Source organism: Aeromicrobium piscarium, assembly GCF_007421815.1.
Lineage (GTDB): Bacteria > Actinomycetota > Actinomycetes > Propionibacteriales > Nocardioidaceae > Aeromicrobium > Aeromicrobium piscarium.
Genome location: NZ_VLNT01000001.1, coordinates 174,430 through 186,819 on the forward strand (window position 1 = coordinate 174,430; position 12,390 = coordinate 186,819).

General features: G+C 68.9%; 13 protein-coding genes. 7 read left to right on the forward strand and 6 right to left on the reverse strand.

All coding sequences use genetic code 11. The features are described from left to right. The first annotated feature begins 55 nt into the window (after window positions 1–55). Window positions 56–514, forward strand: a complete 459-nt coding sequence (locus FNM00_RS00890; protein ID WP_143911132.1) for a MarR family winged helix-turn-helix transcriptional regulator — start codon at window positions 56–58, stop codon at window positions 512–514. Beyond that, the gene (locus FNM00_RS00895) at window positions 507–2,054 is read left to right on the forward strand and encodes a DHA2 family efflux MFS transporter permease subunit (RefSeq protein WP_143911133.1); all 1,548 of its coding nucleotides are present in this window, start codon (window positions 507–509) and stop codon (window positions 2,052–2,054) included. The genes FNM00_RS00890 and FNM00_RS00895 overlap by 8 nt, the downstream gene beginning before the upstream one ends. Window positions 2,055–2,123: 69 nt before the next feature. Here the strand turns inward: FNM00_RS00895 and FNM00_RS00900 are convergent, their stop codons facing one another. The 3 genes from FNM00_RS00900 to FNM00_RS00910 form a co-directional block, all read right to left on the reverse strand. Next, window positions 2,124–3,842 carry a BCCT family transporter gene (locus FNM00_RS00900; RefSeq protein WP_246065018.1) on the reverse strand — a complete coding sequence of 573 codons (1,719 nt, stop codon included), beginning with the start codon at window positions 3,840–3,842 and terminating at the stop codon, window positions 2,124–2,126. Window positions 3,843–3,920: 78 nt separating this feature from the next. Continuing rightward, the gene (locus FNM00_RS00905) at window positions 3,921–4,685 is read right to left on the reverse strand and encodes an SDR family oxidoreductase (protein ID WP_143911135.1); all 765 of its coding nucleotides are present in this window, start codon (window positions 4,683–4,685) and stop codon (window positions 3,921–3,923) included. A 16-nt stretch (window positions 4,686–4,701) separates the two neighbouring features. After that, window positions 4,702–5,580 carry a LysR family transcriptional regulator gene (locus tag FNM00_RS00910; RefSeq protein WP_143911136.1) on the reverse strand — a complete coding sequence of 293 codons (879 nt, stop codon included), beginning with the start codon at window positions 5,578–5,580 and terminating at the stop codon, window positions 4,702–4,704. Window positions 5,581–5,709: 129 nt separating this feature from the next. Between FNM00_RS00910 and FNM00_RS00915 the strand changes: the two genes are divergently transcribed. Genes FNM00_RS00915 through FNM00_RS18700 form a run of 4 tightly spaced genes read left to right on the forward strand, consistent with a single transcriptional unit; the run spans window position 5,710 to window position 9,041 of the window. After that, the gene (locus tag FNM00_RS00915) at window positions 5,710–6,639 is read left to right on the forward strand and encodes a YeiH family protein (protein WP_143911137.1); all 930 of its coding nucleotides are present in this window, start codon (window positions 5,710–5,712) and stop codon (window positions 6,637–6,639) included. A 50-nt stretch (window positions 6,640–6,689) separates the two neighbouring features. After that, the gene (mshA, locus tag FNM00_RS00920) at window positions 6,690–7,940 is read left to right on the forward strand and encodes a D-inositol-3-phosphate glycosyltransferase (protein WP_342778527.1); all 1,251 of its coding nucleotides are present in this window, start codon (window positions 6,690–6,692) and stop codon (window positions 7,938–7,940) included. Next, window positions 7,937–8,434 (forward strand): type III secretion system chaperone family protein, encoded by a 498-nt coding sequence (locus FNM00_RS00925; protein WP_143911138.1) that lies wholly within the window; start codon window positions 7,937–7,939, stop codon window positions 8,432–8,434. Before mshA ends, FNM00_RS00925 begins: the two co-directional genes overlap by 4 nt. 31 nt (window positions 8,435–8,465) lie before the next feature. Further along, entirely contained in the window at window positions 8,466–9,041 is a 576-nt protein-coding gene (locus FNM00_RS18700) for a DsbA family oxidoreductase (RefSeq protein ID WP_185972909.1), read from the forward strand. Between the two features lie 7 nt (window positions 9,042–9,048). Here FNM00_RS18700 and FNM00_RS00935 read toward each other — a convergent pair whose 3' ends face one another. Further along, window positions 9,049–9,399 (reverse strand): hypothetical protein, encoded by a 351-nt coding sequence (locus FNM00_RS00935; RefSeq protein WP_143911140.1) that lies wholly within the window; start codon window positions 9,397–9,399, stop codon window positions 9,049–9,051. A gap of 375 nt (window positions 9,400–9,774) precedes the next feature. Between FNM00_RS00935 and FNM00_RS00940 the strand changes: the two genes are divergently transcribed. Further along, a complete protein-coding gene (locus FNM00_RS00940) occupies window positions 9,775–10,518 on the forward strand; it encodes a phosphoglyceromutase (protein ID WP_143911141.1) in 744 nt (247 codons plus the stop codon). 55 nt (window positions 10,519–10,573) lie between these two features. Here the strand turns inward: FNM00_RS00940 and FNM00_RS00945 are convergent, their stop codons facing one another. Continuing rightward, window positions 10,574–11,257, reverse strand: a complete 684-nt coding sequence (locus tag FNM00_RS00945) for a response regulator transcription factor (RefSeq protein ID WP_143911142.1) — start codon at window positions 11,255–11,257, stop codon at window positions 10,574–10,576. Continuing rightward, entirely contained in the window at window positions 11,254–12,387 is a 1,134-nt protein-coding gene (locus tag FNM00_RS00950; protein WP_143911143.1) for a sensor histidine kinase, read from the reverse strand. Before FNM00_RS00950 ends, FNM00_RS00945 begins: the two co-directional genes overlap by 4 nt. Window positions 12,388–12,390: the final 3 nt, after the last annotated feature.

Here is a 12,390-nt window from a genome sequence, read left to right on the forward strand (position 1 = left end):
CGCAGTGGCAAAGATCACGCTACCGAGACAGTTGCATGAGCGTTACTATCTGGGAGTGACTGCACTGGATGCCCGCGCCGCGGCGTTCTCGGATCTCGAGGCCTTCCTGAGCCGGGTGTTCATCAATGCGGAGTCGGACGCCTATGAGGTCTTCCTCGCCATGGACCTGTCCTTCTCGCAGGCCCGGACCCTGTTCACCCTGGCCCAGACCGACGATCCCCTCCCGATCGGCGAGATCGCACAGCTGGTCTCCCTGTCGGTCGCCTCGGCGGGCCGCAATGTCGACCAGCTTGTCAAGCTCGGACTCGTCGAGCGCGACGAATCCGAGCACGATCGCCGCGTCAAGCTCGTCACGCTGACGACCAAGGGCCGGGATCTGGCGCGCGCGCATCTGGACGCCAAACGCGGCTCGGTGCGAGCGATGCTCGACCGGCTCGAGCCCGGTCAGTGCGAACGGCTGTCCGCCGCTCTCGCTCCTCTTCTCGAACTCACGAAAGACGATCTGCATGACTAACCCACAGTCAGCACCGGAGTATCCCGACAAGATCGACGCCGCCGTCCTCAAGGTGGCCGGCGTCGTGGTGCTCGGTGCCATCATGTCCATCCTGGACATCACCGTCGTCAACGTCGCGCTGCCGACCTTCCAGACCGACTTCGGCGATGTCGACCAGCCGCTGGCCTATTCCACCGTCGCGTGGACGGTGACGGCCTACACGCTGGCCCTCGCGACCGTCATCCCGCTCACCGGATGGGCGGCCGACCGGTTCGGCACCAAGCGCCTCTATATGACGGCCATCGCCCTCTTCACGATCGGATCGGTGCTCTGCGCGATGGCGTGGAGCATCGAGGCGCTCATCGCCTTCCGCGTCGTCCAGGGGCTCGGCGGCGGCATGCTCATGCCCCTCGGCATGACGATCATGACGCGCGCCGCCGGCCCGCAGCGGATGGGCCGCCTGATGGCCATCCTCGGCGTGCCGATGCTCCTCGGCCCGATCCTGGGCCCGATCCTCGGCGGCTGGCTCATCGACGCCGCGAGCTGGCACTGGGTCTTCCTCATCAACCTGCCCATCGGCCTGATCGCCATGGTCTACGCCTGGCGCGTGCTCGACGCCGACCGCCCTGAGCCGAGCGAGTCCTTCGATGTCGTCGGCATGCTCATGATGAGCCCCGGTCTCGCACTGTTCCTGTTCGGCATCTCCTCGATCCCCGAGGAGGGGACGATCGCCGCCCCCAAGGTGTGGATCACCATGCTCATCGGCGCGGCCCTGGTGATCGGCTTCGTGTTCTACTCCTTCAAACCCCAGCACCCGCTGTTGGACCTGCGACTGTTCGGCAATCGCAACTTGACGGTCAGCATCATCACGATGTTCCTCTTCGGCGCTGCGTTCTTCGGAGGCCTGCTGCTCGTTCCCACCTACTTCCAGCAGGTGCGCGGCGAGAGCGTGCTGATGGCCGGTCTGCTGGTGGCGCCGCAGGGTATCGGCGCGATGCTGACGATGCCCGTCGCCGGCGCGCTCGCCGACCGCTTCCCGGTCGGCCGCATCGTGCCGGTCGGCCTGCTGCTGATCCTGATCGGCATGTTCGGCTTGACGCAGATCGAGGCGGACACCTCGTATGCCTTCCTCATCGGGACGCTGTTCGTGATGGGCCTGGGTATGGGCGCCACGATGATGCCGATCATGACCAGCGCGCTGCGGACCCTCACGCACCACGAGGTGGCCCGCGGCTCCACGCTGCTCAACATCACCCAGCAGATCGCGAGTTCGGTCGGCGTGGCGGTCATGTCGGTGCTGCTGACCAATGGCCTCAAGAGCAGCGATCTGGCCGGCCCGGCGATCGCCTCGCAGGCCGATCCCTCGCTCGTCGACCGCATCGGTGGACCCGCGGCGGTCGCCAAGGGCCTATCCGATGCCGCCGAGGCCTTCGCCCACACCTACTGGGTGGCCCTCGCCATGGTGGCCGTGACGGTCGTCTCGGCGCTCTTCCTGCCCAGAAAGCGGGAGGCCAGCCGACTGCTCGATGACGAAGGGCAGCCGCCGGTCGTGATCCACTGACCTCGGCCCAGATGACGAACGCCCCGGCAGAGCATGAGCTCCGCCGGGGCGTTCGTCATCGACGCGAGATCAGCCCTTGGGCTGGCTCCCGTCGTCCTCATGCGACTCGAAGTCGTAGTCGTCGAGGGCGGTGGTGACGCGCTCGTCGACCTGATCGCCGAAGTGATCGTCGAAGTTCTCCGAGAGTTCGTCGACGACCTGCTCGGTGAGTGCGGGAGCCATCTGCTCGGAGAGCTCCAGCTGGAGCTCGCGCTGGCGCGCCCGGAGGCCGAGCCGGCGGATCTCGCGGTGCTCGGCCTTCAGCGCCCGGTAGGTCGCGACGCACATCGCGATCATGACGAGGCTGAAGGGCACAGCCGTGAGGATCGCGCCGGTCTGTAGAGCCGTCAGTCCGCCGGCGAGCAGCAGGCCGATGGCCACGCCGCCCTCGAGGAAGGACCACATCACGCGGCTCCACGTGGGCGGCTCGGGATGTCCGCCGTGGCTGAGCATGTCGACCACGAGCGAGCCGGAGTCCGAGGACGTCACGAAGAAGATGACGATCATGATGATCGCGACCCCGGACAGCACTGTGCCCAGCGGCAGGGCGTTCAACATGTCGAACAGCGAGTTCTCGGCGGTGACCGTGCCGTCGGCGTTGGTGAGCCCGCCCTCGGTGGCCTCCTTGTAGATGGCCGTGCCGCCCATCACGGTGAACCAGGCCATCGTCACCAACACCGGCACGAGCATGACGCCCGCGACGAACTCGCGGACGGTGCGCCCGCGGGAGATGCGCGCGATGAACAGGCCGACGAAGGGGGACCAGGAGATCCACCAGCCCCAGTAGAAGGTGGTCCAGGCCGACTGCCACTCGATGCCGGCGGCACCGGTCAGTGCGCCGGTGTCGAAGCTCAGCGGGATGAGGTTGAACAGGTAGTTGCCGATGTTCTGCACGAAGTCGCGCAGCAGGAAGAGGGTCGGACCCAGAATCAGGACGGTGAGCATGAAGGCGCCCGCCAGTCCCAGGTTGATATTCGACAGCCACTTGATGCCGCGGCCGACGCCGCTGACCACCGAGAGCGTGGCCATCGCGGTGATGCCGATGATGAGCGCGACGCGATGCCAGTCGAGGACCTCCTCGAAGAGGCCGAGGTGCACGAGACCGGCGGAGATCTGCTCCACGCCCAGGCCGAGCGAGGTGGCGACACCCGCGACGGTGCCGACGATCGCGAAGGCATCGATGGCATCGCCGATCCAGCCCTTGACCCGGTCGCCGAGCAGGGGCTCGAGGGCCCATCGCAGTGACACAGGGCGTCCCTTGCGGTGGATAGCGTAGGCCATGGCGAGGCCGACGACGACGTAGATGCCCCACGCGTGGAAGCCCCAGTGCAGGAAGACCTGCGACATCGCTCCGTCGACATTGCCGTCCGTGCCCGGCTTGGGGTCGGAGACGAAGGTCAGCGGCTCCGAGGCGCCCGAGAACACCAGGCCAATGCCCATGCCGGCGGCGAAGAGCATCGAGAACCAGGCGAAGATGCCGAACTCGGGCTCGTCGTCGTCCTTGCCGAGGGTGATGTCACCGAAGCGTCCGGCACCCATCCAGACGGCGAAGATGACGAAGCCGGCGACGATCAGCACGTAGTACCAGCTCAGTCCGCTGACGACATTCGACTGCAGCGTGCCCAGGACATCGCCGACGGTGTTCGGGAAGATAATGCTCAGCGCGACGACGAGGCCGAGGAACCCCAGCGCCGGGTAGAACACGCCGCGACGCAGGGTCGCGACATCGTCTTGTGTGGCTGTGGCCACGGTCACTCCTTGGAATTGAGGTAAAAACCGTGCCCCACTGTGGCATCGAGACGTGTGTGCCGCAAATCGGCCCGCCGCTCAGCGCGGCGTCAGCGGCCCCTTCGCGACCTTGTGCGCAGCAGCCTGAGCGACGGGTTTGACCACGATCAGATCGACGTTGACGTGGGCCGGTCGCGTGGCGATCCAGGCGATCGCGTCGGCGATGTCGGAGGCGAGCAGGGGCTGGTCGACTCCCGCGTAGACCTGATCGGCGCGGTCCTGGTCGCCGCGGAACCGCGTGAGGGAGAACTCCTCGGTGTGGACCATGCCCGGAGCCACCTCGCTGACCCGGATCGGTTCGCCGTTGAGCTCCAGACGCAGGGTCTCGGTCATGACGGTGAGCGCGTGCTTGGCGGCCGTGTAGCCGCCTCCACCCTCATAGGCGCGATGGCCCGCGGTCGAACTGATGTTGACGATGGTGCCGGTGCCGCTCGGGGCAGATCGGAGGGCGCCGATGAGAGCGCGCGTGACGTTGAGTGTGCCGATGACGTTGATGTCGTACATTCGCCGCCAGTCCGCGGGGTCGCCCTCGACCACCGCTTCCAGGCCGATCGCCCCGCCGGCGTTGTTGACGAGCACGTCCAGGTGGGGGCCGACGGCCTCGGCCAGTTCGGCCACCGCGCCAGTGTCGGTGACATCGCAGGTGAGCGCCGTCCCGCCGATCTCGGCGGCGAGCGTCTCGATGCGTTCGGTCCGGCGGGCGGCGCAGACGACGTGGAAGCCTTCGGCGGCGAGGGCGCGAGCAGTGGCGGCACCGATACCGCTGCTGGCGCCGGTGACGACGGCGACGCGTGGAGAGGTCATGGGGTCTATCGTCGCATCAGGTCTTCCCGGTGGCGATCAGCAACAGCACCTCGGCGGTCACGGACAGCCGGCGGTCCCATGACCACAGCACGGTCAGCGGGCGGCGCAGATCCAGGTCCGTCTCGACCTCGACGAGCTCTCCGCGGTCGAGGTGCCCCCGCACGGCGCGCGCTGAGACCACGGCAGGGCCGATGCCGGCCTGCGCCGCACCGATGAGACTGGCCGTGGAGCCTGCTTCGAGTGCGACGACCGGCATTCGGGCGAGCGCGGCGTCGAAGGTGCGGCGGGTGCCGCTGCCGGGTTCACGCAGCACCAGGGGCTCGGCGGCGAGCTCCGCGTCGGTGACGGGGGAGTCGCGCGTGGCCCACTGGTGACCGGGAGCGACCACGACCGCGAGAGTGTCGGTGCCCACGCGCCGGGTCGCGAGGTCCTCGGGCAGGTCGGTGGTCTCGATGAAGCCGACATCGGCGGTGCCGGAGCGGAGTCTTTCGATGACCTCAGCGCTGTTGACGACGGCCAGCTGGGGCGAGGCGTCGGGGCGTTGACCGCGCAGGGCACCCAGCCAGGCGGGCATGAGGAAGCCGGCGATCGTCAGGCTCGCCGCGATGCGCACGTCCCGGTCGTGGTCGCGCCGCAGAGCCTGCAGGCCTGCGTTCATCGCGGTCACCTGGTCCATGACGGACGCGGCCCAGCCGGCCACGGCTCTGCCGTCGGAGGTGAGATGCGAACCGCGGGCGGATCGCTCCACGAGCGTGAGCCCCCACCGCGCCTCCATCGAGCGCAGCCGCGCGCTTGCGGCCGGCTGCGTAATGGCGAGCCTCTCGGCCGCGCGACCGATGCTGCCCAGCTCGTCGACGGCGAGGAGTACCTCGACGGCCTCGAGATCGGGAGTCATAGACACAGTTTATGAGGTGAGGCCGATCTGAGGCCTACTGCCCGCGGCCCGGTGCGCCGAGGCTGGTTCCATGCCCGAAGGAAGTGAGCGAACGGTTCAGATGTCGTGCCGACGGCCGCAGGTGCCGGCATGACCGTCGCCGCCCGCTCAACCCTGCCGCTCGTCGCAGCCGGACTGGCCGCGCTCCTCCTCGACGGCGGTCCGGTGAGCCCCCTGATGCTCGCTCTGATCGCCGGGGTGCTCTGCGCCCAACTCCCGTGGTCCACCGCGGCGGTGGAGGTGCTCGGCAAGACCGCTCTACGTCTGGGCGTCGTCCTCCTCGGATTGCGACTCAGCGTGGCGGCCGTCGCCCAGATCGGCGTCGCGGGCGTCGCCATCGTCGTCGCAACGATCGTGGTCACCTATACGGCGACCCAGCTGGCCGGACGGTGGCTCGGCGTCGACGACGACTTGCGGACGTTGATCGCGGTGGGTTTCTCGATCTGCGGCGCGGCCGCGATCGCTGGCGTTCAGGACCTCGTACGTGCCCGCCGTGAGGCCGTGGCCCAGGCGGTGGCGATGGTGACGATCTTCGGCAGCGCGATGATCCTGCTCGTGCCGGCGATCTCGGGACTGCTGGGCTTGAGCGACCGGCAGGCGGCCGTGTGGGCCGGGGCGAGCATCCACGAGGTCGCGCAGGTGGTCGCCGCCGCCTCCGCGGCCGCGCCACTGGCCGTGGGCATCGCGGTGTCGGTCAAGCTGCTGCGGGTGTGCGCGCTCGCGCCGATGTCCCTCGTCGTCACGCAGGCCGCCGGTGGCGTGCGGGGGGTTCCGTGGTTCGTCATCGGTTTCGTTGTGGCTGTCCTGGTCCGGTCGACCGGCTGGATGCCGCAGGGACTGCTGGACGTCGCGGATCTCGCGACGACGGCGTTGCTGGCCGCAGGGATGTTCGCGCTCGGGCTCGGTGTACGGCTGAGCACGGTGACACGCGGCACCGGGCGGCTCGCTGTGCTCTCGGCCGTGAGCACGGGTGTCGCGGCGGGAGTCTCGTTGCTCCTCGTCACTTGGCTCGTGCGGTGAGGGGGCACCGCTCGGAGTGCCCTTCAGGGGCGATGCGCGAGAATGCCTAGGTGGACATCAGCCGAATCGCCATGCTGTCGGCGCACACGTCGCCGCTCGAGCAGCCCGGCACCGGCGACGCGGGAGGGATGAATGTCTACGTCCTGGAGCTCTCACGCCGGCTGGCGCAGCGCGGCGTCGCCGTGGACGTGTTCACCCGCGCCACGTCGCGACATCTCCCTCCGGTCCTCGACGCCGAGCCGGGCATCCGCGTGCATCACGTCGCGGCCGGGCCCTTCGACGGGCTGACCAAGAACGATCTTCCCGCTCAGCTGTGCTCCTTCGTCCGCGATGTGATGCGCGTCGATGTCGAGAACGGGCCGGGGTACTTCGATCTCATCCACTCCCACTACTGGCTGTCCGGACAGGTCGGCACAGTGCTGCGCGAGCGCTGGGGCGTCCCCCTGGTGCACTCGATGCACACGATGGCCAAGGTCAAGAACGCCGCACTCGCCGAGGGCGACTCTCCCGAGCCGATGGGCCGGGTGTGGGGTGAAGAGGAGATCGTCCGGCACGCGGACTGGCTCGTCGCCAATACCGATGAGGAACGACGCGAGCTGCTGGAGCTGTACGGAGCGGACCCGAGCCGCGTCGATGTCGTCCACCCCGGTGTCGACCTCGACGTCTTCAGCGCCCGCGACCGGGCAGCCGCCCGGAGCCGACTGGGGGTGGGTCGCGAGACCCCGCTCATCGTCTTCGCCGGCCGCATCCAGCCGCTCAAGGCCCCTGATCTGGTCCTCAAGGCGGCCGCGCTCCTACGGCAGCGTCACGACATCCCGGCCGAGGTGGCCGTCATCGGCGGGGCCTCGGGCAGCGGTCTGGAGCGTCCCACCGAACTGCAGGACTTGGCGCGGGAGCTCGGGATCGCCGAGGGAGTCCGCTTCGTGCCGACCGTGGACCAGGCGAGGCTCGCGGATTGGTACGCCGCGGCGTCCGTCGTATGCGTGCCGTCGTACAACGAGTCCTTCGGGCTGGTCGCGATCGAGGCGCAGGCATGCGGCACGCCGGTGGTCGCGGCCCGGGTCGGCGGCCTCACCACGGCCGTCGCCGACGGCGTGACCGGCACGCTCGTCGACGATCACGACCCGTCGCAGTACGCCGCGGCTCTCGCTCCCTATCTGACCGACACCGGCCTGCGGACCACGACCGGTGCCAAGGCCGTCGCCCATGCCGAGCTGTTCAGCTGGGAGGCCACCGCCGATCGCATGATCGCGTGTTACGAGGCGGCGGCGCGGTGGCGTCACGCGAAGGAGGCACGATGACCGCGTCCGTACACGAGACCATCGCCACGACGCTGGACGACGCCGGCCTGACCTGGGTGCGGCACGGCGAGGACGTCTTCGAGGTGGATCTTCCGGGGGAGCGCAAGCTCACCACGACCTGCCGGCTCGAGGTCGGCCGGCACGCGCTGAGTGTCCACGCCTTCGTGGCCCGGCACCCCGATGAGAACCACGAGGGGGTCTACCGATGGCTGCTCGAACGCAATCTCAAGCTCTTCGGGGTGGCCTTCGCCGTCGACGCGGCGGGCGACATCTATCTCGACGGCAGGATGCCGCTGCACGCCGTCACGGCCGAGGAGCTGGACCGGCTGCTCGGCTCGGTGCTCACCTACTCCGACGAGTCCTTCAACACCATCCTCGAGCTCGGCTTCGCCAGCTCCATCCGCAAGGAGTGGGCCTGGCGCGAGTCGCGGGGCGAGTCGACCCGCAATCTGGAGGCCTTCCGTCATCTGCGTCCTGCCGGCGGTGACGAGTGAACGCGCTGATCTCAGTCCAGGGGGTGGCACGGTGAAGGCGACGGTCTTCGTCGACGTGACCGATGCGTGGTCGTACATCGGTGCGGTGCGCTTCGAGCGGGCGGCGGCCATGTACACGATCCTGACCGGCGAGCCCATCGACATCGGCTATCGCGCGTGCTCCGTTCCCGGCGCGCCACCGGCCGTCGAGGTCGCGCCCGCGGCGCGGATCAGCGGCATCGAGTTCAATCTCGACGAGATCGTCCCGGCCGACTCGACGGACGCCTGGCGGCTGCTGACCTGGGCCGTCGAGTCCGGCGACGACGTCCAGCGCGAGCTATTGCATCAGCTGTGGCGCGCGCACTTCCTCGAGGGAGCCGACATCGCCGATCACTTCGTGCTCGCCAGCCGCGCCGCCCTCTACGGACTGGATCTCGAGGCCGCCGACGGCCTGCTGGCGAGCACCGAGTATGCCGAGGATGTCGCGAAACAGCGGGCCACCGCCGAGCATCTGGGTGTCGAGGTGACCCCGTTCATCGTCGTCGACGCCTCACGGACCATCAGCGGCGTGCACTCGCAGGACGACTACCTGCAGGCGCTGCACCGCATCGCTCGCGACGAGGACTGACGGGTCCTCAGCGACGCAGCGGTCGCAGCGAGGTGGGTGCGGGGAACGGCAGCGGGTAGTAGATCTGCGGCGCGCCGACGGCGCCGCCGTCGTCCTGTTTGACCGTGATGACGTCGGCGGTCACCTCGGCGACCCGCACGCGCAGCCACCTGTCGTCCTCGACCTCGAGCTCGTACAGCTCGGCCAGGTAGCCGATCCCGAGCTCATCGAGCGCGGCCTCCGCGGTCTCCCAGTCGACGATCCCGGTGCGCTCGCGACCGAGCAGGTCCACGGCTACGAACCCCTCGCCATCCATCCGGATCCATCCGAGACGCTCGCCGTCACGTCCGCGATGATGCTCGATCCACGAGGAGTCCATGGGCCCAGCCTAGGACCACGCAAGGATGTGCTTCGGCGGCCACCGGGGCGATCACGCGAGCACCTCCTCCGGCGGGCGGTGAGTGGTCAACCACCGCGTCGGTCGCCGGAGGAGCCGCCGCCCTCGTCAGGTGGTTGATGAGTCACCACGATGTGGGGAGACGCGATCGCGGTGCGTGATGAACCAGCAGAGGTGCCCACGTCGTTGACTGGCCACCGCGATGCGTCAGGCCCGAATGCTGGTGAGCTGTCAACCATCGAGACCCCAGGTAGGAGGTTGACAGCTCACCGCCCGGCTGAGGTGCCCGGCGGTCAGCGGGGCTGGTCCGTGGGAGACCTCAGGATGGGGAGCGGGGCCGACCACTAGGCTGGGGTCATGAGCACCCTCGTCCTGCTGCGTCACGGCCAGAGCGTCTGGAACGCCACGAATCAGTTCACCGGATGGGTCGACGTCGACCTCACCGAGCAGGGAGTCGCGGAAGCCGAGCGCGCTCCTGCGCTGCTCGCCGAGGCGGGCATCCTCCCCGATGTCCTGCACACCTCGCTGCTGCGGCGGGCGATCCGCACCGCCCAGATCACCCTCGACGGCATCGACCGGCACTGGATCCCGGTCAAGCGTTCCTGGCGCCTCAACGAGCGTCACTACGGAGCGCTGCAGGGCAAGGACAAGAAGGCCACGCTCGAGGAGTTCGGCGAGGAGCAGTTCATGCTGTGGCGCCGGTCCTACGCGACTCCTCCGCCGCCGCTCGACGACGACTCGGAGTACAGCCAGGTGGGCGATGCGCGCTACGCGGAGCTCCCGTCGGAGCTGTTGCCGCGTACCGAGGCGCTCGCGCAGGTCATCGACCGGATGCTGCCGTACTGGTACGACCAGATCGTCCCCGATCTGCGCGACGGCAAGGTCGTGCTGGTGACCGCGCACGGCAACTCGTTGCGCGGTCTGGTCAAGCACCTGGACGGCCTGAGCGAGGAGGCGGTCGTGGGACTCAACATCCCCACCGGCATCCCGCTCGTCTACGACCTCGACGACGACCTGCGTCCCACCCAGCCCGGTGGACGCTATCTGGACCCGGACGCCGCGGCCGATGCGATCGCCGCGGTCGCCAACCAGGGCCGCTGATCCGTCCCGTCTCCGCTCCGGTGGGCGGTGAGGACTCACCGCCCGGCGTCGGTGTTCAGCTGCCGTACTTGTAGCCGAGCCCGCGGACGGTCGTGAGGAGGACCGGCCGGGCAGGATCGTCCTCGATCTTGGCGCGCAGACGCTTGACGTGGACGTCGAGGGTCTTGGTATCACCGACATAGTCGGCTCCCCACACCCGGTCGATGAGCTGGCCGCGGGTCAGCACCCTGCCCGGGTTGCGCAGGAAGTACTCCAGCAGCTCGAACTCCTTCAGCGGGAAGCGCACCTCCTCGCCACCCACCGTGACGGTGTGCCGGTCGACGTCCATGCGCACGGCACCCACCTGGAGCGCCGACTCTTCGGCGGCCTCTGGCGCCGGGATACCGCGCCGCAGCACCGCCCTGATGCGCGCGAGGAGCTCGCGCGGCGAGTAGGGCTTGGTGACATAGTCGTCGGCCCCGAGCTCGAGGCCGACGACCTTGTCGACCTCGGTGTCCTTCGCGCTCACCATGATGATCGGGACGGCCGAGGTCTGCCGGATGTGCCGGCAGACCTCCGTGCCCGGCATGCCGGGCAGCATGAGGTCGAGCAGGACGATATCGGCGCCGCCGCGATCGAAGAGGTCGACGGCATCCGGGCCGGTCTCGGCCACCGCCACGTCGAAACCCTCCTTGCGCAGCACATAGGAGAGGGCCTCGCTGTAGGAGGCCTCATCCTCGACGATCAGGACCTTGGTCACATGTGCTCCTCTTCGAGTCCCGGTGCCGGCAGCACCAGGGTGAACGACGAGCCGACCCCCGGCTCGCTCCAGACTTCCACGGTGCCGCCGTTGCTGGCGGCGACATGCTTGACGATCGACAGCCCGAGTCCGGTGCCCCCGGTCGCGCGGGCCCGCGCCGGATCGACCCGGTAGAACCGCTCGAAGATCCGCTCGAGCTCCTCGTCGGGGATGCCGATGCCGGTATCCGACACGGTGATCCGCACGTCCTCCCCGGCGCGCTCTGCGCTGATCGCGACTCGTCCACCGCGATCGCTGTAGGTGACCGCATTCTCCACGAGATTGCTGACCGCCGAATGCAGCTGCGCGCGGTCCCCGTAGACCGCGAGCTCGGTAAGCGAGTTCACTGTGATCTCGATCTCGCGGCCATCGGCGGCCGTGGTCGAGTGCTCGACCGCCTCGGCGATGAGCTCGTCGACCTTGACGACCGCCGTGTCGTCACTCGCGGTGTCGTTCTGGAGCCGGGAGAGGTCGATGATCTGCTGGACCAGACGCGTGAGGCGGTCGCTCTCGGCCCGCATGCGCGCCGAGAACCGCACGACCGTCTCGGGATCGTCGGCCGCCTCGCCGACCGCCTCGGCGAGCAGGTTGATCGCCCCGATCGGCGTCTTGAGCTCATGACTCACATTGGCGACGAAGTCGCGGCGGATGGTCTCGACCTGCCGCTCACGGGTGCGGTCCTGGATGAGGACGAGACGTAGTGAACTCGTCAGCGGCGCGACGCGTGCATGGACATTGAGCGGTGCGCGGCGCCGCCGACGGATCATGAGATCGGCCTCCCGGACCTGCCCGTCGCGTTGCACGTCGCGAGCGAGCGCGGCCAGTTCGGGCGGGCGCAGCTCGTCGCCGGCGACCACGCCCAGCGCGATCGCCGGTGCCGACGCCTGGACGACGGTGTCCGAGCTGTCCAGGAGCACCGCCGAGGAGGACAGCACGGCGAGCACGTCCTCGACCCCCCGCGGGACGAGCGGCTCATCGGAAGGAGGCAGCGTCTGCTGCCGTGACTCGCTGAATCGCCAGACCCACGCCAGCGCGGCTCCGAGGACGACTCCGAGCATCCCGACGATGACGTAGCTGGCGCTGGCTTCCACACC